The following is a 20808-nucleotide window of genomic DNA, read 5'->3' as shown; positions in this document are numbered from 1 at the left end:
TACACTTAATTGAAGGATCATTAAACATTCAAGATGGAAAAACGTCTTAAATGTTCATATCCCTATTACTACATGGCAAGTATACTGAAGGTTCAAGACCTAACGAAATCTTACAAAAGCGGTTCCAAAAATTTAACCGTACTCAAAAATGTAAATTTTGAAATTGAAAAAGGCACAAGTTTCTCCATAGTTGGACCTTCGGGCAGTGGAAAAACTACTTTGCTTGGGCTATGCGCTGGCCTCGACAGAGCATCATCGGGCACTGTGGTATTGAACGGCCACGCCTTGGAAACCCTCAACGAAGACCAAAGAGCCGCAGTGCGTAACCAGAATGTTGGCTTTGTATTCCAGAATTTTCAGCTTTTGCCTACACTTACCGCGCTTGAAAATGTAATGGTGCCGATGGAGCTAAGAAAAGAAAAAAATATAAGAGCGCGTTCTTTAGAACTGCTCGACCGTGTAGGTTTGGCCAACAGACACGACCACTATCCAACGCAACTTTCGGGTGGTGAGCAACAGCGAATTTCAATTGCTCGGGCCTTTTCAAATCAACCTGAAATTCTTTTTGCCGATGAACCAACTGGTAATTTGGATGAAGAAACTTCAGAAAAAGTAGAAGAGCTGCTCTTCAGTTTAAATAAAGAAGCGGGCACCACCTTAATTTTGGTGACGCATGATTTAGAGCTGGCAAATAAAACCAATCGAATCATTAGAATTAAAGGCGGACAAGTGGTTTTTGATTCGGAATTGGCGAATACAGAAACCTCAATTTGATTGTTTTAGATGAGGATTAATTCAAATAATTTTCAGTCGAATTCTTCTGCCAAATGGTTATTTTTAATGGCTTGGCGCGATGCGCGAAAAAGTAAGTCGAGGCTTTTTCTGTTCATTTCATCCATCATTCTTGGTATTGCTGCTTTAGTAGCAATTAACTCTTTCAGCGAAAACCTAAAAGAAGATATTAACGGCCAAGCAAAAGAACTACTTGGCGCAGATCTGGAATTAAGCGCCAACAAAGATGATTTCAACTATCCCTTTTTAGATACCCTCGATTATGAGGTTTCATCTGAAAACAGCTTTGCCTCCATGGTTTACTTCCCAAAAAATCAGGGTAGTCGACTGGTAGATGTTAGAGCTTTAGAAGGTGCATTTCCTTTCTATGGGGTTATCGAATCTAATCCTGCATCAGCAGCGCAATCTTTTAGAGATGGACAAGCCAAAGCTTTGGTAGACCAAAGCGTTTTGGTGCAATACGATGTTCAAGTAGGCGATTCCGTGCGAATTGGAAAGGTGACTTTCTTAATTGAAGGCGCCTTGATCAGTTCGCCATCACAGTCTATGGCCGCTACTTTGATAGCCCCTGCTGTGTATATTCCTATGAAATACGTGGAGGCTACGGGTCTGATTCAGAAAGGCAGCCGTGTTCAATACAGGAAGTTCTACAAGTTGAACGACCTCGATCCTGAATTTGACCTAGATGAACAGCTAAGAACCGACCGAGAGTATCTGCGTACCGAGGGCATTCGTGGAGATACTGTGGAGGAAAGAAAGCGAGACACAGGCCGTACGTTTGAAGACTTGAGCAGCTTCTTAAACTTGGTCGCTTTTGTGGCCTTACTCTTGGGCTGTGTGGGTGTAGCAAGTGCAGTGCATATTTATATTAAAGAGAAAATTAGAACAGTGGCGATTCTTCGCTGCCTTGGTGCTAAAGGACGAGATACCTTTTTAATTTACCTGATTCAAATGGGGGTCATTGGGCTGATAGGGGCAACGATTGGCGCTTTTTCAGGTACACTTTTACAAACCATCTTACCAAAAGTATTTGCAGATTTTCTACCAGTAGAAGTCAACTTCAGTATTTCTTGGCCTTCTATTTTAGGGGGAATTGCAACTGGGCTTGTGGTGTCTATCCTTTTTGCGCTTACACCACTTTTGGCTATTAGAAAGGCGTCTCCATTGCTCACTTTAAGGAATACGCCTGATGGAGAAAACGGTGCAAGAGACCCGCTCAGGTGGTTGGTTTTTGCAGGAATCTTCATTTTCATTTTTGGCTTTGCCTATTTACAAATCGGAGACCTCTCTAACAGTTTTGTGTTTACCATTTCGGTATTAATGGCATTTGGGTTTTTGGTGCTTATCGCTCGTTTGGCCATGTGGGCAGTGAAGAAATTCTTCCCAACGGGCTGGAGTTACCTGTGGCGACAGAGTTTGGCCAATTTATATAGACCGAACAACCAAACTACGATATTGATCGCTTCCATTGGTTTGGGTACAGCGCTGGTTACCACCCTGTATTTTATTCAAGGTTTGTTGATCAGTCAAGTAGAAATTACCACTGATGCAGGCCGTCCGAACATGATGCTGTTTGATATTCAATCGTATCAGAAAGATGAAATAGCAGATTTTACCAAAGCGCAAGGATTGCCGGTATTGCAGCAAGTGCCTGTGGTAACCATGAGGCTATCAAAAATTAACGGCAATACTTTGGCCGATGTAATGGCCGATTCCACCTTGAATTATCGGTCAGGTGCTTTCAATCGTGAATGGCGAATTACGTACCGTGATAGCCTTATTGATTCAGAGAAATTGGTGGAGGGAGAATTTAGAACGATGAATTCAGAAAGCGATTCAGTTTTTGTAACCATTGAGAAGGGGTATGCCGAAAGTAGCCGAATCAAACTAGGTGACGAGCTTATTTGGAATGTGCAGGGTGTTCCTATTACTACCTATGTGGGGGGATTTAGAGAAATTGATTGGGAAAGAGTACAAACCAATTTCTTGGTGCTCTTCCCCGAAGGAGTTTTGGAAAAGGCGCCTCAATTTCATGTGTTGATCACAAGAGTCAAATCCACTGAAGAAGGAGCGCTTTATCAACGCGATATTGTCAAGAAGTATCCGAACGTTTCGGTAATCGATATTGGTTTGATTCTAACAACAGTGGATGAAATCTTGGGCAAAATCTCTTTTGTCATTCGCTTTATGGCCTTGTTTAGTATTGTTACGGGGCTTTTGGTTTTAATTGGTTCGGTAATTCTGAGCAAATTTCAACGTATAAGAGAGAGCATTTTGTTAAGAACTTTAGGTGGAAGCAAACGCCAAATCTTGACCATAAATAGCCTTGAATATTTTGTATTAGGCAGTTTGGCTTCGCTTTCTGGAATTATGTTGGCTTTACTGGGTAGCTGGGCCTTGGCTTACTTTACTTTCGAAACGTCTTTCGTACCAAATGTACTTCCAGTATTACTGGTTTATGTTTCCATTACTTCATTAACGGTTTTGATTGGGTTACTGAACAGCAGAGGTATTTTAAGTAAATCTCCGCTAGAAGTGCTTAGAAGTGAAATTCAATGACCAGTTTAATATTTCATTTAACCATTGTATTTCCCTTTCGCGCTTTTTTCAGATTATTGTAGCAGTCTTTGTGTTTACATTTGACATAATCAAAAACTCAAATTATGAAATTTATAACCACAGTATTACTCGTACTTACAAGTCTTAGTTTTTCTCTTCAAGATAATTCCAAAGTGATTGGTGATTGGAACGGAAAAATAGTTACTCCAAATGGCGATCTCGAAATTATAATCCATCTTACTGAAAACGAGAAGGCCCTAAAAGCCACGATGGACAGCCCAATGCAAAATGCATATGGTTTAGCGTTTGACGAGGTAAGCTTTAAGGAAAATGTGTTAAAACTGAAGATGGAAGCCATCGGTGGAACTTATGAAGGTACTTTAAAAGACGGCAAGTTTACAGGTAAATGGAAACAGTCTGGTCAGATTCTCGACATGAACCTTGAGAAAAAGGAAAAGAATTAATAATTACAAACAAGTAACATATGAAAAGCCTTACAGTGAAAACTGTGAGGCTTTCTGTTTTAATACCCTTTTCATTTAGCTCCACCAAAATAAGCAGCGTTGTGTTCTGATGAGGAAATAATTATCTTCTGCACTAATTCAACCTTAATCACTATGAAAAAATACTTCTTGAGGACAATCGTGTCCCTTTTTCTACTCATCATAGTAGGTCACCTGCAAGCGCAAATAGAAAAAGCACCCAACCGTAGCGAAGGCGAAGGGCCTTTCGAAAGACTTATCATTCGGGGAGTTACACTGATCAATGGCAACGGAGCGCCACCCACAGGCCCAGTGGACATAGTGGTGGAAAAGAACATTATTAAAGGTATTTACAATGTAGGCTACCCAGGCTTAGAAATCCGTGAACAAGACCGCCCGAAAGTAGGGCCAAAGGATCAAGTAATGGATTTGGAAGGCATGTACTTAATGCCAGGTTTCGTAGATATGCACGGCCATATAGGAGGGTCTGCACAAGGTACACCAGCAGAATATGTGTTTAAACTTTGGTTGGCACACGGCATTACCACCATTCGCGATCCTTCTACAGGCAATGGTCTTCAGTGGGTTTTAGATCAGAAAGAAAAGAGTAATCAAAATACCATCACTGCCCCTAGAATTTTGGCCTACACAGGTTTTGGCCAAGGAGCCAAAGAACCAATTTCAACACCAGAAATGGCCAGAGAATGGGTAAGGCAAAATAAAGCCAAAGGAGCAGACGGTATTAAGTTTTTTGGAGCTGCCCCAGAAATTATGCAGGCTGCTTTAGAGGAAAATAAAAAGTTAGGCTTAAGGTCCGCGATGCATCATGCGCAAATGGACGTAGTGCGTTGGAATGTGCTAAATTCTGCCCGAGCTGGATTGACTTCAATGGAGCATTGGTATGGCCTGCCCGAAGCGCTATTCACAGATAGAAGGGTTCAGAACTACAGTTTAGACTATAACTACAGAAACGAACAGGACCGTTTTGGGGAAGCAGGTAGACTCTGGGCACAGGCAGCACCTCCTTTTTCAGATCATTGGAACAACGTAATGAATGAATTGATTGACTTGGATTTCACTTTAGATCCCACCTTCAATATTTATGAAGCTAGCCGTGATTTAATGCGTGCTTATACAGCCGAATGGCACCAAGAATATACCCTTCCTTCGCTTTGGGAATTCTATCGCCCAAGCAAAAGATCGCATGGTTCTTATTGGTTTTATTGGGGAACGGAAGAAGAAGTGGCTTGGAAAGAAAATTATCGTTTATGGATGACTTTTGTGAATGAATACAAAAACCGTGGCGGCCGAGTAACTGCTGGTTCCGATTCTGGGTTTATCTTCCAGTTGTATGGTTTTGCTTATATCCGTGAATTAGAATTGCTTCGCGAAGCAGGATTCCACCCGCTAGAAGTAATTATGTCTGCAACATTGAATGGAGCAGAAGCTTTGGGAATGGCCGATAAAATTGGAACAGTTGAAGTAGGTAAGTTTGCAGATTTTGTAATTGTAGAAGAAAATCCTTTACAAAATTTAAAGGTGCTTTACGGTACAGGAGCATTAAAACTGAATGATGACAATGAACTTATCCGTGTTGGGGGAGTTCGTTATACAGTGAAGGACGGAATAGTATATGATGCCAAAAAACTTCTACAGGATGTGAAGAAAATAGTAGATGAGAAAAAGAATGGAATGACCTTTAAATTGACGGATAAATACTAAGTATATGAAAGCTCACTTATCGATATTACTATGCTGTACTGTGTTTTTCTTTGCTTGTTCAGGCGATAAGGCTGAAGAAAAAGAAGAAGTTCAAGCCTATGCTGTGGATGGCACGGCCCTTTATATTCCCGACAGAAGTGAAGAAGCTACTTCAGCCTTGACTGCTAATTTAGAAGAAGCTCAAAAGAACTTTGATGACGAGCCTAGCGAAATGAATACCATTTGGTTAGGAAGGCGTTGGGCGTATTTAACCAACTATAATAAAGCCATTGAGGTGTTTACAGCGGGAATTAATAAGTTTCCGAATTCTTATAAGCTTTATAGACATAGAGGTCATCGCTACATTAGTACACGCCAATTTGAAAAGGCAGAAGTTGATTATAAAAAGGCCTTTGAGTTGATGGACAAAGAGAAGATTGAGGTTGAACCTGATGGTGCACCAAATAGCATGAATATTCCGCTTTCAAATACCCAATTCAACATTCTTTATCACTATGGTTTGTCGCTTTATCTCCAAGGTAAATTTGAAGAAGCTACTGCTATTTATAAGGAATGCCTGAAATACAGTGTAAATGATGACCTACTTGTGGCTACTACGGATTGGCTTTATATGAGCCTTATGCGAGAAGGTAAAGCAGAAGAGGCCGCCACAGTACTTGAGCCGATTCATTCAGAAATGAACATTATCGAAAACGATAGTTATTATAAGCGCATTATGATGTACAAGGGTGAGCTGGCAAAAGAAGAGCTGCTCAGAACTGACCAAATGGATGTGGCGCTTAGCTTGGCTACTCAAGGTTACGGAATGGGAAATTGGTATTTGTATAATGGAGACACTACCAAGGCGAAAGAGATTTTCCAAAAAGTAATCGATACTGGAAATTGGCCTGCCTTTGGCTATGTGGCCGCTGAGGTTGATTTGTATAGATTGAAAGACTAGTTTAAAAGCTCATAGAATCAAAAAGGCCATCTCAATTGAATTGAGATGGCCTTTCATTTTGGGAGTGATATTTTTTAGTTACCTCCTGATTTTGCTGCTGGGGCTCCACCTTCAGGTGCAACAGGCATTGGAACGCCTAACTTGTCGAAAACAGCTTTAGTAATGTTATCTTCTTCTCTTGCTGCTAAAACGATTCCGCCAGTATCAGTACCTGCATTAAGAATCATGCCATAGCCTTTTTCTTTTCTAACCTCTTCAATGGCATTTTGAACCTTTACATAAATTGGGTTGAACAGATTGTTCGATTTATTGCTTAAAGATTCGTCTGCTTTTTGAGAAAAGTTTGCAAAATCGGCTTGTAGCTTTCTGATTTCAGTTTCTTTTTCTTGCATTACTGTTGGCGATACTGTTGGCTGCTGAGCCAATTTTTGATACTCTGCAATTTTAGCATCGATTGTTTTTTGTTTGCTCTCTACCTGACTGGCCAATTGTTTTTGATAGACTTGTAGGTCGGCATTGATTTGAGGAATTTCAGGCATACTAAATACAATAGCATCTATGCTTGTATAACCAACTTTAAATTCCTGGCTCCAGGCTGTCATTGCCATTAAAAACAATGATGTAGCGAGTAATAGTTTACGATTCATGACTTTAAGATTCAAATTAATGTTTTAGTTCTTCTTTTTTAATAACTCCAATTCCTCTAGCACAAACTCTGTGTAATCATGTTCGGGATTAGAGTAAATAATGCTCATGTCGGCAGCTTTGTCAAGCATGTAGTCGAGGTTGTGTTTTCTACAAACCACTTCTGTTGCTTCAAACATTTTTTGTCTGATGGGTCTTAACAATTCGTTTTGCTTTTTATATATAAGGCCATCATAACCAAAAAACTCTGTCGATTTATCTAAGGCTTCTTGTTCTTTAAGGTCAACTTCTTTTTGTTTTTCCTTTATCATTTCAGGAGTAAACAAAATTTCTTTGGCCCTAAGCTCTGCCCTCATCTTCTCTGCTTCGTTTTGCAAACTCCGTACCACTTTGTCATATTCCTTATGGAGATCTTCTATCTCCTTCTTTTTTTGGCTGTATTCAGGCATTTTAGATAGAATATACTCTGAATCTATGTGGCCAAACTTTTGTGCAAAGGCTTTATTTTGAGCGAGCACAAAGTTAGAAATTACGAAGAATAATACTATGGCAGGCGAAATTTTGTGCATGTTATCTGATTTGTTGACCAATAGTGAAGTGAATTTGAGAACCTCCATCAATTCCCAATTCTCTATCAGAATCAAAACCATATGCCCAGTCAAGACCTAGCAAGCCAAATGCAGGAAGGAATACTCTTGCTCCTACTCCAGCCGATCTAAATAAATTTCTTGGAGAATACTCCGAGTAATTATTCCATGCATTACCCGCTTCACCAAAGCCCAATAAATAAATTACTGAAGATGGCTTGAGCGATACAGGATACCTTAGTTCAGCTACAAACTTATTAAAGATAAGTCCACCTCTAAAACCGGTTTTTGGGTCTACTGGCACAATACTGTTATCATCATAACCTCTTAACGCAATAATGTCTTGTCCAATTATAAAGTTGTTTGCTCCATTTAATCCGTTACCCCCTAAAAAGAACCTTTCGAATGGTCCTGTGTCGGTTTTGTTTCCGTAAGAACCAATGAACCCAAGATGAGCTCTGGCGTTTAATACAAACTTGCTAGGAAGCTGTATAAAGAACGATGCATCCATTAAAGTTTTGTTGTATTCGATAAACTGATAACGTTCTCTGGTAGTAAGGTTTGGTCTGCCTTCACCGCTAAATCTATCTAAGAATAGTGAATAGGGTGGTGTTAAGTTTATATTTAAAGAGAACTGAGATCCACTAGTAGGAAACTGCGGACTATCAATGTTACTTCTTGAAATGGCTGTGTTGAATGTAACACTATTGGCCTGACCGGTAGCAAAACCGAGTGTATTGCCAAAGTTGAATACATCGTAGAATTGGTATGAAATACTATTAGAAAGGGTGAAAAAATCGTCTGGCCAACGAAGTTTTCTACCTAAGCCAATGGTAAATCCAGAAGCTTTAAGGTACCCATTTACATCAGAAGGATTGTAATAATCTGTAAAGGTTCTGTTTACTGTTCTGTTAAAGCTTATACTGAAGTTGTTAGGCTTTTTTCCTCCAAGCCAAGGTTCAGAGAAAGTCATGTTATAGTTCTGGAAACGTCTACCATTAGATTGAATCTGTACGGAAAGCCTTTGTCCATCACCTGACGGGTAAGGTCTCCATTTGCTCCAGTCGCCAATGTTTTTAACCGAGAAGTTGTTCAGTTGAAGCCCTACTGTACCCACAAAACCAAATGGGCCACCGAAGCCTCCAGAAAGCTGGATTTGATCTGATGATTTTTCAACAAGGCTGAATTCAATATCTACAGTGCCATCTCCGTTGTTCGGAATTGGCTTTGGATTGATCTGTTCAGGGTCGAAGTAACCTAGTTGAGCCAGTTCTCTCGTGGTTCTAATTAATTCTTTTCTACTGAATTTTTGTCCTGGTAGGGTTCTGATTTCTCTTAACACTACATGGTCACTTGTTCTATCATTTCCTGTAAGAATAATTCTTTTAATAGTGGCTTGCTCGCCTTCATACATTCTCATTTCAAGGTCTATAGAGTCATTGTCAGCTCTTACCTCAACTACTTCAAGCCTAAAGAACAAATACCCGTCATCCATGTAGAGCGAGTTGATATCATCTCCGTTCTGTCCATCAAATGAGGTTCTGGCTTCAATTCTTTCTCTATTGTATACATCACCTTTTTTAATTCCTAAAACCTGAGAAAGCTCTGAAGAGGTGTATTTGTAGTTTCCTGTCCAATCAATATTTCTGATATAGTATTTATTGCCTTCATCTATTTTGATGTCGAGGTCTATATAATCATCATCTACTTTTTTAACGCTACTGCTCACGATGGCCGCATCTCTGTACCCTTTTGTATTGTAGAAAGCAATCAACGCATCTTTGTCTGCTTCAAATTCTGATTGAATAAACTTCGAGCTTTGAAGGAAGTTGAGCTTTACGTTATCGTTTATAAACGATTTAAATCTAGACTCACTTACAGAATAGGTTGAGTCCATATAATTTGATACCGTTTTAGGACTGGTCTTAAATATTTGGTCGAAAAGTCTTGCTACAAGCCAGAAACGTGGTTTTTCATTGGTTTTCTTTAAAGGCTTTTTTAGTCGTTGGTCTGAAAAAGAGTTGTTGCCTTCGAATTCAATTTTATTGATTCTAACCTTCGACATTTTATCCACTATAAAGGTCAATTGCGCACCCTTATTGCCAAGCGAATCTGCCTCTTGAAGTGTTTTTACATTGGCATTTAAATAGCCTTTTGCTACATAATATTTTCGAATAATGTTTTCACTGTTTTTAATCAGTGGAGCACTAGCTACCTTACCAATTACGCCAATTTGCTCTTTTAAGTCTGATTTTTGAGAGGAGTTAACGCCTTCAATTTCGAATTTTGTAATTCTTGGTCGCTCGGTGATTCTAAACTCTAAAAAGGCTCTATCTCCTTCAATTTTGGTGAGCCAAATCTGAACATCAGCGATAATGCCTTGCTTCCATAGTTTTTTGATGGCATCGGAAATTTCGTTTCCGGGAATACTGATTTTATCGCCAACTTTAATGCCCACTAGGCCAGTAAGCGCTCTTTCCTCTATGGTGCTGAGGCCAGTGTATTGTACCTCTGCAATTTCAAAAACCCTTGGGTTTGTATAGTCAATTTGAACACCTTCTGCCGTATTCACACCATATCTCACCTGCCCTTTAACTTGCGTTAAACCACATATGCTAATGACCAGAAGTAAAAATATTTTCTTCATTCCCAAGGTTAATTCTATATCTGTTCGCTCGTTTTACCGAACCTTCTTTCTCTTGTTTGGTACGAGACAATTGCCTCATATAAATGCTCTCTTCTAAAGTCTGGCCAAAGCGTATCCGTGATAAAAAACTCGGTATATGCCATTTGCCATAATAGAAAATTACTTATTCTTTGTTCGCCACTTGTTCTAATCAACAACTCTGGATCAGGAATCCCCGATGTAGACAAATGGTTTTCAACCACTTCACTTGTAATGTTTTCAGCTTTTAATGCTCCTGTTTCGCATTTAGCGGCAATTTGCTTCATTGCATTGGTAATATCCCATTTACCACTATAACTCAAAGCCAAAACTAAAGTCATTCTTTTGTTATTCGAGGTGGTTTCCATTGCTTGTGCCAATTCGCGTTGGCATGAATCTGGTAAACTGGCGATGTCACCAATAGCGGTTAATTTGATGTCATTATCCATCAAGGTTTTTATTTCCTTGTTGATGGTGGCCACCAATAACTGCATTAGGGCGTTAACCTCTAGTTTAGGCCTGTTCCAATTTTCAGTTGAAAACGCATAAAGAGTAAGGTATTCAATGCCCAATTCTGCACAACCTTCGGTAGTATCTCTTACCGCCTTGATGGCATTTTTATGACCAAAAACACGGGCTGCACCTTGGCTTTTTGCCCAACGGCCGTTACCATCCATGATTACGGCTATGTGTTTTGGAAGTGAGTCGAGCTTAATTTTGTTCTTCATTGTATCTGCTTCGCGAAAAAGCGAGTGCGAAGGTACGAAAATGGTTATTGTTTTTAAACCCTAATTGATTCTTTATCAGAGCTATCTAAATTTGCCTTGCGGACACACGATTTTATAGAGTGTATAGCTTATGGATATTGACGTGAAGAACATCCAATCGTCATCATTAGGATTGCCCCCTCTGTAATCTTTAATCGAAGGAGTGTCTACAGAAACATTATCCAATGTGTCTGAATTTGTTTTGATTGCGCTGGTTGATGCTGCTAATGTCCACCTTCTATCAATTCTGTATTTAAGCCCTATACCTATGGGTAATTTTAGATTCAATCCAGAATCATAAGAAGTTCCAGAACCGTCTTCTCCCGTATATTTATAAGCCCCAAGGCCAAACAAAATATAAGGTGTCCAGAACTGTTGTAGCTTTTCGTCTCGATAATCGAGGAAATTATATTCCCAGAGAAAGTCAACGTTGAAAAAACGACCTTTAAATGAAGCCTTTCTGTTTGCTGAAAACACGTCAAATGCTTCGTTATCTACACCTTTGAGTTTTCCATATCCCGCTGAAATACGGGTGTTAAAACCATTATTAAGGTGTTTCTTAACAAAGAACTGTGCCCCTAAAGTTGAATTTCCAAAATCATATGTGCGGGCTACATCGCCAAGGTAGTTATAAGCCCCTAGCTCAAAACCCACCTCAGAGTCTTGTGCTTTCGCACTGAAAGTTGACAGCAGAAATGCTGCTATCAAGAATGATTTCTTCAAAAACTTAGGTAATACAGTTTTATCCGTATGATATGCTCGCAAGCTAGATAACATTGTGATTTTGTTTCAAAAATAGCCAGTTAAATATTGTTAATTCAATTTCTGGCGTCTACCCCCCAATTCAACTTTTGTCGCAAGGTATCAAAATAGCTGTTATGATCGAACCTAACCAGCTTTGCCTCGAACGACTCCCTCTTAACGGATATTTTTACTTTATCGTCTACACTGCACGATCGTGAATCTAAAGACACCATAAAACGATTGGTTCTACCTTCAATCTCAAAGGTAATTTCGCTTTGGTCTGAAACAATAATTGGCCGAACATTTAGGTTATGCGGTGAAACTGGGGTAAGAATAAAGTTCTTTAACCTTGGGTGAACCAATGGCCCTCCACAACTTAATGAATACCCCGTTGAGCCCGTTGGGGTAGATATGATCAATCCATCGGCCCAATAGGCATTTAAGTATTCGCCATCTACGTAGGTATGCACCACAATCATAGATGAGGTTTCTTTTTTGACGATGGTAAATTCGTTCAACCCAAAATTGAATGGAGCAAAAAGGTCATCGTTTGAATCTACATGAATTAATGACCTGCTTTCTACATTGAAATTGCCAGAAACCAATGCGTTAACCGCATTGTTAATTTCACCACGCGGGGTAGTGGCTAAAAAACCAAGTCTGCCTAGGTTGATACCCACAATGGGTGTTTCATATTGCGCTGTGTAAGCTATCGTGTCGAGCATAGTGCCATCGCCACCTAAGCTGAGTACAAAGTCGATATCAGAGAGGTCGTCACCGGGCAGGAGAATTCTACTTGGGTTAGCATTGAGCTTTACTTTTTTTAGCTGCTTTTCAAAATCTTTCGACATCGCGATGTCGATTGACTTTTCGCTTAAAACCTGAAGTAAATCTTTAACACAATCAATGGCTTCGGGCGTAATACTTTTTCCGTGGAGGGCAATTTTCATAGGCGGTTAAATGTTGAGGTATTTCATCAACATGTCATAACGGTCTTGGTCGTTCGATTTGATTTCAATTTCTTGAAATTTACCAATTACTTTATATCCAAAACGTTCGATGGAAGCACTGATATGCGAAATATCTGGCTTGTTTACTTTTAAAGTAAGCTTAATTCTTGAGGCATCCATGTAATCGTTGGTTACACAGCTACTCAAAATCTTGGCGTTTTCGCCTTCAACAATTCTGCTGATTTCGGCTAAAGAGTAGTCTCTATAATTCATCGAAACAATGAGAATTGCCCCCGGTTCTTGAACAGCCATTGATTGAGCAAAACTGCTAATGGTGTCTTCTATGGTTACCACACCCAAGAAGTTTCCGTTTCTTCCAATAATTGAAACCAGTTGCACTTCATGCTCATGTGCCATTTTGATGACATCGTAAAAATGCTGGTCTTCAAAAATAAAGCAGTCTTCTGCAAACAAATCGTACTCACTAATAGGCCGTGTAGCATCATTATTTTCGAGGATCACTTCTTCGGAAATAAAGCCTAAGAACTTTCCTTTTTCCACCACAGGTAACTGGTTTGTGCGTAATTCTTCCATCCAAATAATGGCCTTATTGCCATCATCGGTTAATTTTAAAGGTGGAATCAAATAATTTATCAGTTCTGCTGCGGTCATGCTGCCTTTGTTTAAACCTTTTAAATGCAAGGCTAATTTCTCCAAATCACCCAATACGTTAAAAGGTTGTGTAACCAGTTTTCAACTTGTGATTTAAACAATATTATAAAAACTCACCCAATTTTTAAGCATTTCTAATCCGTATTGGGTCAAAATAGCTTCGGGGTGAAACTGTATTCCTGCTACTTTTAACTCAACATTTTCAAAGGCCATTAGTTCTCCATTTTCTGTATAAGCAATGGGGAAAAGACTTTTGGGCAAATTTTGAAGTACTAATGAATGATAACGTACCACGTTAAATTCATTGGGTAAATCGTTGAATATAATTGCTTCTGTGGTTTTAATGCTAGAAATCTTACCATGCATTGGGTACTTGGCTTTTACCAAAGAAGCTCCCAAATATTGACCTATGGCCTGATGTCCCAAACAAATTCCAAGCATTGGTATTTGACCAATTTTGCTTTTTACCACGTCCATTAATATACCAGCTTTTTCTGGCTTTTCTGGCCCAGGAGATAAAACAATAGCCGAATACTTACTAAAATTAATGCTTTCAATAGAAACGTTGTTTCTAATTACCTCAGCTTCAATGTTGAGTTGACCAAAGTAGTCCACCAAATTATAGGTGAAAGAATCGAAGTTGTCTAAAATGAGTATCAAGTGATTTGGGGCGAAACCATTTCTTTGATAGAGTCCAGCATTTCTTCGGCAAAGGGCAAAACTACATTTAGGGCTTCAATCAGGTTGGGGCCAAGTTTTACCAAATAAGGGTAAAGTATTAGGTCTTCGTCTTGCCCAGGTAATTCAATACCAAAATTATTGGTAAGCCAAAGGAGAATACTTAAGCCAATGGCCCATTTGGCAATACCGACAATGGCCCCGGCAAATTTGTCAACTCCTCCTAGTAGTGTCATATCCACTACCTTCTTCATTAGTTTTCCGATCATATTCACCAACAGAATAATGGCTAGAAAAATAACTAAGAAGGAAATAAAAGGGAGCAAGTGATCCATGCCTTCTATGTGCTCTTGCAAATAGGAAATGCCAATTTCCATAAGTTTAAAACCACCAATAATCGCCAAAACAAAAGCCAATATTCCGATGATTTCTAAGAGTAACCCTTTTCTAAAGCCCATTACCGCCCCGAAAACGAGCGGTATTAATAGTATGATGTCAAGGGTTTTCAATGAATTAGGCTGTCAGTAATTGCTTTACTAAAGTTGAAATGGTTTTGCCATCTGCTTTCCCAGCTAGTGCTTTGGTGGCTGCGCCCATTACTTTGCCCATGTCTTGAGGGCCAGTAGCACCTACTTGAGCAATAATTTTCTGAAGTTCAGCTTTTACCTCTTCTTCGCTAAGTTGTTTTGGTAAATATTTTTCGATTACCTCAACTTCGGCCATTTCAATAGCATAAAGGTCCTCTCTGTTTTGCTCTTTATAAATTTGTGCAGAGTCCCTTCTTTGCTTTACCGCTTTTATTAAGAGCTTCATTTCAGCATCTTCAGAAACTCCTTCGGTATTTCCTTTTTCAGTTTCCGCTAAAAGAATCATCGATTTGATTGCTCTTAAGGCTTTCAAGTCATCTTTACGCTTCTCAAGCATTGCACTTTTAATATCTGCGTCAATCTGTTGTTTTAGGCTCATCTCAAAATTTTTACGATCAATGAAATCATTAACTTGCGGGCAAAGTTATGCAAATAAAAATATTCCATGACTAAGCTTAGTGTCAACATCAACAAGATAGCCACAATTAGGAACGCCCGTGGTGGAAATAACCCTAATGTAGTTCAAGTAGCAATTGATTGCGAACGATTTGGTGCTCAGGGAATTACTGTGCATCCGCGACCAGATGAACGCCATATTACCAGACAGGATGTTTACGATTTGAAGAAAGTAGTAACTACTGAATTCAATATTGAAGGCTACCCAGACGAACGTTTTATGGAAATGGTAAAGGAAGTGAAGCCAGAACAGGCTACGCTAGTACCTGATCCTCCGGGAGTATTAACTTCCAATGCGGGTTGGGATACGGTTGCTCATGAAGAATTTCTGAAAGGGGTGATTTCGGAACTAAAAGCGGCAGGAATACGTGTTTCGATTTTCGTAGCGCCAGAAATTGATATGATTGAAGGAGCTGCCAAAGTAGGCACCGACCGTATTGAGCTTTATACCGAAATGTATGCTTCTGCTTACGAAAAGGATAAAACGAAAGCGATTGCCGATTATAAATTGGCTGCAGCAAGAGCAAAAGAATTAGGCCTTGGAATTAATGCTGGCCACGATTTAGATCTAAAGAATTTGGCCTACTTGAAACAGGAAATCCCTTTTATGGACGAGGTTTCCATTGGGCATGCCTTGGTTTGCGATGCGCTATACTTTGGTTTAGAAAATACTATTCAACTTTATTTAAGAGAATTAAGATAATGCAAGAACTCTATTTTAGAGAATTAGGAGAAGGGAAACCACTCATTATACTTCATGGCCTGTTGGGCACATCAGACAACTGGCTTACACTGGGCAAGAAGTATGCTGAGCATTTTAAAGTATACATCCTAGACCAACGGAATCACGGTCAGTCTTTTCATGATGATGAGTTTTCTTATCCTGCAATGGCAGAGGATTTACTCAACTTTATGAACAATCATAATATTGAAAAGGCTCATATTTTGGGACATTCAATGGGAGGTAAGGTGGCAATGACATTCGCTACTGAGCACCCAAATCGAGTTGATAAGTTGATTGTAGCCGATATTGGTCCACAATCCTATCCGCCACATCACACCCTTATTTTTAAAGGTCTATTCTCTTTAGATCTTCCCAATTTGAGTTCTAGAAAAGAAGCGGATGAAAAGCTGGCGGAATATATTCCAGAGTTTGGAGTGCGTCAGTTTTTGCTTAAAAACTTAGCGAGGAATAACGATGCATTTGAGTGGAAAATGAACTTAGATGTAATTGCGAAAGAAATTGATAAAGTGGGCTTGGGCCTAAACCATAATGCTGAATATAAGGGAACCACTTTATTTGTCCGAGGTGGAAAGTCGGATTATATTCAGGATTCTGACTTCAACTTAATCCATTCCATTTTTAAGAAAAGTAAAATCGAAACGATTGAAGGCGTAGGTCATTGGCTGCATGCCGAAAAGCCAGAAGAGTTTTTAAATCTCACCTTAGATTATTTGCAAAATGGGTAGTGGACAAGTTTTTATGATTCCGAATGTGATTTCGGCAGATACCCAGCAAGCGGTTATTCCCGAACAAGTGCGCGAGGCCATTCTTAAATGCGACTTGTTTTATGTAGAAGATTTAAGAACTGCTAGAAGATATCTTAGTTCGTTAAGGCTTGGTTTAGTGATTGAAGAGCTTCAGTTCGAGATTCTAAATAAGAAAACCTCTTTCGAAGACTGTTTCGAATTGATACAGCCTGCGCTTTCAGGAAAAAACATTGGAGTGATATCAGAGTCTGGCTGTCCTGGTGTGGCCGATCCTGGCGCTCGTTTAGTACACATGGCACATCAGTTTGGGGTGAAGGTAAATCCATTGGTTGGGCCTTCTTCAATACTTTTGGCCTTGATGGCAAGCGGTTTCAACGGCCAATCATTTACCTTTCATGGCTACTTGCCTATCGACAGAAAGGAAAGACAGCAGGCCATTAGAGATTTGGAAAAAGAATCGAATCAAAAAAACGTTACCCAAATTTTTATGGATACGCCTTACCGAAATGAAGCCTTATTGACCGACATTCTTAAAGTAGCAAAAAAAGAAACTTTCTTATGTGTAGCCAAGGATATTTCAGGAGCAACAGAGCATATTGTTTCAAAATCAGTAGGTAAATGGAAAGCTTCAGACATTGACATGAAGAAGACTCCAGCTATCTTTCTGCTTTACAGTAGTTAGTATTACAAACATTTGTTTTCATAATAGAATCAAAAGCCTAATTTTGGCCTCCAATATTTCAAGAAATAAAGATTAATATATGTCATATCTATTTACCTCTGAGTCAGTTTCCGAAGGACACCCTGATAAAGTTTCTGATCAAATTTCCGATGCACTTATCGATAACTTTCTGGCTTTCGATCCTGATTCAAAAGTAGCTTGTGAAACTTTAGTGACTACTGGCCAAGTGATTTTGGCAGGTGAGGTAAAGTCTAAAACTTACCTTGACGTTCAGAGAATCGCCAGAGATGTAATCGAGAGAATTGGTTATACCAAAGCCGAATACCAGTTCGATAGCAAATCTTGTGGTGTGCTTTCTGCCATTCACGAGCAGTCACAAGACATTAACCAAGGGGTTGACAGAGCAAGCAAAGAAGAGCAAGGCGCTGGTGACCAAGGTATGATGTTCGGTTATGCTACTAAAGAGACTGAAAATTACATGCCTCTGGCTTTAGACCTTTCTCATAAAATTCTTCAGGAATTAGCAGAGCTGAGAAGAGAATGTAAGGAAATTCCTTACCTAAGACCAGACGCAAAATCTCAAGTAACCATTGAATATTCTGACGACAACGTACCGTTGAGAATTGACAGTATTGTGGTTTCTACGCAGCACGATGATTTTGCAGGTGATGAAGAAATGTTGGCAACTATCCGTAAGGACATCATCAATATCTTGATACCAAGAGTGATGGCGAAATTGCCAGCTAATCTTCAGGCCTTGTTCAATGACCAGATTAAATACCACATTAACCCAACTGGGAAGTTTGTGATTGGTGGGCCACACGGTGATACTGGTTTAACAGGAAGAAAAATTATTGTAGATACTTACGGTGGAAAAGGTGCTCACGGTGGTGGTGCTTTCTCTGGAAAAGATCCTTCAAAAGTAGACCGTTCTGCTGCTTATGCTACAAGGCATATTGCCAAAAATTTAGTGGCTGCGGGTGTTGCTGACGAGGTTTTAGTACAGGTTTCGTATGCCATTGGAGTAGTTGAGCCAATGGGTATTTTTATCTCTACTTACGGAACCGCTCATGTAGATATGACCGATGGCGAAATTGCTAAAAAAGTATCTGAAGTATTCGATATGCGTCCTTATGCAATTGAAACTAGGTTGAAATTGAGAAACCCAATGTATCTTGAAACTGCGGCTTATGGCCATATGGGTAGAAAGAACGAAATAGTAAAGAAAAGTTTCATTGGATCTGATGGTCAATCGCACGAAAGAGAAGTGGAATTATTCACTTGGGAAAAACTAGATTACCAAGATCAAGTAAAGGCAGCTTTCGGGCTTTAAACTATACTTGTATAAATATTAACCCAAAGCCCGGTTCATTGAATCGGGCTTTTTATTTAACTAGCAGCTATGGAACATAATTTAAGAGAAACTATTCTTTCCGCCTTTGAGCGCTTTATGATGATGCCTGAAAACGAAGCCAACCTAAGGCTCGATGCTGGCAAATGGTCTATTCAAGAAATTGTGGGACATATGATTGATTCGGCTGCAAATAACCATGCGCGAATTGTAAAGGCACAATCTACTGATGACTTGATTTTTGATGGCTACGACCAAGTAGCTTGGGTAGAAAACCAAAATTATGCGGGTGCGCAATGGCATGATTTGATCATTCTTTGGAGACAGTACAACCTCCATATCGATTTCATTATCAGCCAAATTCCTGATAAGATATTAAAGAAGGAAAGGCTTAATCATAACCTTGATAAAATAGCTTGGAAACCTGTTCCCACAGACCAGCCCACAACACTTGAATATTTTATCAATGATTATATCAAGCACTTAAAACATCATTTGGGTCAGATTGAGGAGATTATTTCTAATACCTGAGATAACAAAAAAGGAATTGTCAAATCAGTTGACAATTCCTTTTTTGTTAAGTGATGATGCTATTTATTTACTCTGAAATTTTCACGCTCTCATTACCAATAATAATTGGAGGTAAATTGTAGCGTTTTTCTTCTGGGCCATTTTCTAATTTCAGAACCCCTCTAGGGCAAACAGCAGAACAAACCCCGCAGCCCACGCAGCTCGCGCGAACAATATTTTGCCCTTTCTGAGCATATGCCCTCACATCAATTCCTTGTTCACAATAGGTAGAGCAGTTTCCGCAAGAAATGCACTGACCGCCATTCGTGGTAATTCTGAATTTAGATTTAAAACGTTGAATAATTCCCATATAACCTGCCATTGGGCAGCCAAAACGACACCAAACGCGGTTGCCAAGCATTGGGTAAAAGCCAACTCCGATAATTCCTGAAAAAATAGCCCCAATAAAGAAACCATAAGGTTTTTGGAATTTAGAATAGATATCGAGCCCAAAAACGGAACTGGCACCAGTAAAATATCCATAGAGCGTAACGGCTGTCATAACAAAAACAAAAACCATTACGCTATGAATAAGCCAGCGCTCAAGTTTCCAAGCGCTTAATTTTTTTGAGGAAAGGTGACGGAAAGGGTCTCCTGCAGTTTCGGCCAAACCGCCACAACCACATACCCAAGAGCAGTACCAACGTTTACCAATAAAATAGGTAAGAATAGGGGTTCCGATTAAGAGCAAGCCAATCCCAACGACTAAATAAATCATTCCGAAAGGCTGATAGGCCTTTTCTTGCATCGCGTCTAAATGGTAGCTATAAAAGAAGTCGTAATCGAGTGGCCAAACGTTTTTAATGTCAGTGTCATAATAGCCAACATATTCGCCAGCCGTGGTAGTCACATCGTTATAATTAAGGGCCGCTAAAATTTCAGGTATGGTATAAGCAAAAACCAGTTGCGCAATCATCACCGAAATAGTTCTGATAAGTTGATAACGGCTATGTCGGTATTTAAAAATGAACTTCATTCCCAAAGCCAAAATAGCGATGGTGTACAGTGTTCCGTACATAAACCATTGGCTGGCAGGGCGGCCTTTTATGGCCATACTTAAGGGGTCGAACAGCGCTACTAAGCCTTGGTTTTCACCATTCTGAACAAAACCTACATAGCCTGGAAACCAATACAGAAGCACATAGAAGCCAGTAAGTAAAATCCCGACCGCCCAAGCGAAAGCACCTCTGCTGGTCAATGAGAAGTGCCAAACGCCATTGTTCTTAATTCCTTCGGGTTGTTTCAAATAACTTCGGGCGCCATACACTGTGGTTCCGCCAATCATGGAAATGATGGCGATGGGCATAAATACCGAAGCATCTAAGGCTATATTGGCCCAAGCTGCCAGCAGTATAAGCACTCCAAAGCAGGCCACCACTAAGGCTATTTTCTGGATTACATCTGTATCTTCTGGATGCGGATTCGAAATGGATAAATTCGGTTCTGTAGTCGACATTATTGTCTATTT

The 20808-nt window shown here is 39.7% G+C and carries 21 protein-coding genes; 10 read left to right on the top strand and 11 right to left on the bottom strand.

Translation table 11 applies throughout. The features are described from left to right. Positions 1-72: 72 nt before the first annotated feature. From OB69_RS03490 to OB69_RS03470, 5 genes are all read left to right on the top strand, one after another. Positions 73-774: an ABC transporter ATP-binding protein gene (locus OB69_RS03490; RefSeq protein ID WP_053222299.1), complete on the top strand. Its 702-nt coding sequence runs from the start codon at positions 73-75 to the stop codon at positions 772-774. 9 nt (positions 775-783) lie between these two features. Beyond that, a complete protein-coding gene (locus OB69_RS03485) occupies positions 784-3351 on the top strand; it encodes an ABC transporter permease (RefSeq protein WP_245620773.1) in 2568 nt (855 codons plus the stop codon). Positions 3352-3455: 104 nt separating this feature from the next. Further along, positions 3456-3815: a hypothetical protein gene (locus tag OB69_RS03480; RefSeq protein ID WP_053222298.1), complete on the top strand. Its 360-nt coding sequence runs from the start codon at positions 3456-3458 to the stop codon at positions 3813-3815. A 153-nt stretch (positions 3816-3968) separates the two neighbouring features. Continuing rightward, positions 3969-5555: an amidohydrolase family protein gene (locus OB69_RS03475; RefSeq protein ID WP_053222297.1), complete on the top strand. Its 1587-nt coding sequence runs from the start codon at positions 3969-3971 to the stop codon at positions 5553-5555. A 4-nt stretch (positions 5556-5559) separates the two neighbouring features. Continuing rightward, a complete protein-coding gene (locus OB69_RS03470; RefSeq protein ID WP_053222296.1) occupies positions 5560-6495 on the top strand; it encodes a tetratricopeptide repeat protein in 936 nt (311 codons plus the stop codon). Between the two features lie 74 nt (positions 6496-6569). On the opposite strand, the gene OB69_RS03465 is transcribed toward OB69_RS03470, so the two are convergent. From OB69_RS03465 to OB69_RS03420, 10 genes are all read right to left on the bottom strand, one after another. After that, positions 6570-7142 (bottom strand): OmpH family outer membrane protein, encoded by a 573-nt coding sequence (locus tag OB69_RS03465; protein ID WP_082338056.1) that lies wholly within the window; start codon positions 7140-7142, stop codon positions 6570-6572. Between the two features lie 24 nt (positions 7143-7166). After that, positions 7167-7709: an OmpH family outer membrane protein gene (locus OB69_RS03460; protein WP_071387072.1), complete on the bottom strand. Its 543-nt coding sequence runs from the start codon at positions 7707-7709 to the stop codon at positions 7167-7169. Position 7710: 1 nt separating this feature from the next. Further along, on the bottom strand, positions 7711-10374 hold the full coding sequence (locus OB69_RS03455) for a BamA/OMP85 family outer membrane protein (RefSeq protein WP_053222294.1): 2664 nt from the start codon (positions 10372-10374) through the stop codon (positions 7711-7713). A gap of 14 nt (positions 10375-10388) precedes the next feature. Then, positions 10389-11120: an isoprenyl transferase gene (locus tag OB69_RS03450; protein ID WP_053222293.1), complete on the bottom strand. Its 732-nt coding sequence runs from the start codon at positions 11118-11120 to the stop codon at positions 10389-10391. Between the two features lie 81 nt (positions 11121-11201). Beyond that, positions 11202-11936 carry a type IX secretion system protein PorG gene (gene porG, locus OB69_RS03445; protein ID WP_053222292.1) on the bottom strand — a complete coding sequence of 245 codons (735 nt, stop codon included), beginning with the start codon at positions 11934-11936 and terminating at the stop codon, positions 11202-11204. A 41-nt stretch (positions 11937-11977) separates the two neighbouring features. Beyond that, positions 11978-12853, bottom strand: a complete 876-nt coding sequence (locus tag OB69_RS03440) for an NAD kinase (RefSeq protein WP_053222291.1) — start codon at positions 12851-12853, stop codon at positions 11978-11980. A 6-nt stretch (positions 12854-12859) separates the two neighbouring features. Next, positions 12860-13525: a CBS domain-containing protein gene (locus OB69_RS03435; RefSeq protein ID WP_053222434.1), complete on the bottom strand. Its 666-nt coding sequence runs from the start codon at positions 13523-13525 to the stop codon at positions 12860-12862. 93 nt (positions 13526-13618) lie between these two features. Next, positions 13619-14185, bottom strand: a complete 567-nt coding sequence (locus OB69_RS03430) for an anthranilate synthase component II (RefSeq protein WP_053222290.1) — start codon at positions 14183-14185, stop codon at positions 13619-13621. Next, positions 14182-14712 carry a CvpA family protein gene (locus OB69_RS03425; protein WP_071426692.1) on the bottom strand — a complete coding sequence of 177 codons (531 nt, stop codon included), beginning with the start codon at positions 14710-14712 and terminating at the stop codon, positions 14182-14184. The genes OB69_RS03430 and OB69_RS03425 overlap by 4 nt, the downstream gene beginning before the upstream one ends. Before the next feature lie 4 nt (positions 14713-14716). Next, positions 14717-15169 (bottom strand): GatB/YqeY domain-containing protein, encoded by a 453-nt coding sequence (locus OB69_RS03420; RefSeq protein WP_053222288.1) that lies wholly within the window; start codon positions 15167-15169, stop codon positions 14717-14719. A gap of 66 nt (positions 15170-15235) precedes the next feature. On the opposite strand from OB69_RS03420, the gene OB69_RS03415 reads away from it, so the two are divergent. The 5 genes from OB69_RS03415 to OB69_RS03395 all read left to right on the top strand — a co-directional run bounded on the left by OB69_RS03415 (position 15236) and on the right by OB69_RS03395 (position 19301). Then, positions 15236-15949, top strand: a complete 714-nt coding sequence (locus OB69_RS03415) for a pyridoxine 5'-phosphate synthase (protein WP_053222287.1) — start codon at positions 15236-15238, stop codon at positions 15947-15949. Then, positions 15949-16716, top strand: coding sequence for an alpha/beta fold hydrolase (locus tag OB69_RS03410; RefSeq protein ID WP_053222286.1), 768 nt, complete (start codon positions 15949-15951; stop codon positions 16714-16716). The genes OB69_RS03415 and OB69_RS03410 overlap by 1 nt, the downstream gene beginning before the upstream one ends. Then, positions 16709-17419: an SAM-dependent methyltransferase gene (locus OB69_RS03405; RefSeq protein WP_053222285.1), complete on the top strand. Its 711-nt coding sequence runs from the start codon at positions 16709-16711 to the stop codon at positions 17417-17419. Before OB69_RS03410 ends, OB69_RS03405 begins: the two co-directional genes overlap by 8 nt. 79 nt (positions 17420-17498) lie before the next feature. Further along, complete coding sequence (gene metK, locus OB69_RS03400; RefSeq protein ID WP_053222284.1) at positions 17499-18752, top strand: methionine adenosyltransferase; 1254 nt, start codon at positions 17499-17501, stop codon at positions 18750-18752. Between the two features lie 69 nt (positions 18753-18821). Beyond that, positions 18822-19301, top strand: coding sequence for a DinB family protein (locus OB69_RS03395; protein WP_053222283.1), 480 nt, complete (start codon positions 18822-18824; stop codon positions 19299-19301). A gap of 67 nt (positions 19302-19368) precedes the next feature. Here OB69_RS03395 and OB69_RS03390 read toward each other — a convergent pair whose 3' ends face one another. Further along, positions 19369-20796: a 4Fe-4S binding protein gene (locus OB69_RS03390; RefSeq protein ID WP_053222282.1), complete on the bottom strand. Its 1428-nt coding sequence runs from the start codon at positions 20794-20796 to the stop codon at positions 19369-19371. Positions 20797-20808: the final 12 nt, after the last annotated feature.

The organism is Roseivirga seohaensis subsp. aquiponti (assembly GCF_001267955.1).
Lineage (GTDB): Bacteria > Bacteroidota > Bacteroidia > Cytophagales > Cyclobacteriaceae > Roseivirga > Roseivirga seohaensis.
Note: the sequence above shows the minus strand (reverse complement) of the source record. Positions and strands in the feature narration are given on the sequence as shown.

What these genes read in the sequence shown, in the direction of transcription:
- OB69_RS03490 (WP_053222299.1), top strand. Translation starts at nt 73, where the DNA reads ATGGCAAGTATACTGAAGGTTCAAGACCTAACGAAATCTTACAAAAGC.
- OB69_RS03485 (WP_245620773.1), top strand. Translation starts at nt 784, where the DNA reads ATGAGGATTAATTCAAATAATTTTCAGTCGAATTCTTCTGCCAAATGG.
- OB69_RS03480 (WP_053222298.1), top strand. Translation starts at nt 3,456, where the DNA reads ATGAAATTTATAACCACAGTATTACTCGTACTTACAAGTCTTAGTTTT.
- OB69_RS03475 (WP_053222297.1), top strand. Translation starts at nt 3,969, where the DNA reads ATGAAAAAATACTTCTTGAGGACAATCGTGTCCCTTTTTCTACTCATC.
- OB69_RS03470 (WP_053222296.1), top strand. Translation starts at nt 5,560, where the DNA reads ATGAAAGCTCACTTATCGATATTACTATGCTGTACTGTGTTTTTCTTT.
- OB69_RS03465 (WP_082338056.1), bottom strand. Translation starts at nt 7,142, where the DNA reads ATGAATCGTAAACTATTACTCGCTACATCATTGTTTTTAATGGCAATG.
- OB69_RS03460 (WP_071387072.1), bottom strand. Translation starts at nt 7,709, where the DNA reads ATGCACAAAATTTCGCCTGCCATAGTATTATTCTTCGTAATTTCTAAC.
- OB69_RS03455 (WP_053222294.1), bottom strand. Translation starts at nt 10,374, where the DNA reads ATGAAGAAAATATTTTTACTTCTGGTCATTAGCATATGTGGTTTAACG.
- OB69_RS03450 (WP_053222293.1), bottom strand. Translation starts at nt 11,120, where the DNA reads ATGAAGAACAAAATTAAGCTCGACTCACTTCCAAAACACATAGCCGTA.
- porG (WP_053222292.1), bottom strand. Translation starts at nt 11,936, where the DNA reads ATGTTATCTAGCTTGCGAGCATATCATACGGATAAAACTGTATTACCT.
- OB69_RS03440 (WP_053222291.1), bottom strand. Translation starts at nt 12,853, where the DNA reads ATGAAAATTGCCCTCCACGGAAAAAGTATTACGCCCGAAGCCATTGAT.
- OB69_RS03435 (WP_053222434.1), bottom strand. Translation starts at nt 13,525, where the DNA reads ATGACCGCAGCAGAACTGATAAATTATTTGATTCCACCTTTAAAATTA.
- OB69_RS03420 (WP_053222288.1), bottom strand. Translation starts at nt 15,169, where the DNA reads ATGAGCCTAAAACAACAGATTGACGCAGATATTAAAAGTGCAATGCTT.
- OB69_RS03415 (WP_053222287.1), top strand. Translation starts at nt 15,236, where the DNA reads ATGACTAAGCTTAGTGTCAACATCAACAAGATAGCCACAATTAGGAAC.
- OB69_RS03410 (WP_053222286.1), top strand. Translation starts at nt 15,949, where the DNA reads ATGCAAGAACTCTATTTTAGAGAATTAGGAGAAGGGAAACCACTCATT.
- OB69_RS03405 (WP_053222285.1), top strand. Translation starts at nt 16,709, where the DNA reads ATGGGTAGTGGACAAGTTTTTATGATTCCGAATGTGATTTCGGCAGAT.
- metK (WP_053222284.1), top strand. Translation starts at nt 17,499, where the DNA reads ATGTCATATCTATTTACCTCTGAGTCAGTTTCCGAAGGACACCCTGAT.
- OB69_RS03395 (WP_053222283.1), top strand. Translation starts at nt 18,822, where the DNA reads ATGGAACATAATTTAAGAGAAACTATTCTTTCCGCCTTTGAGCGCTTT.
- OB69_RS03390 (WP_053222282.1), bottom strand. Translation starts at nt 20,796, where the DNA reads ATGTCGACTACAGAACCGAATTTATCCATTTCGAATCCGCATCCAGAA.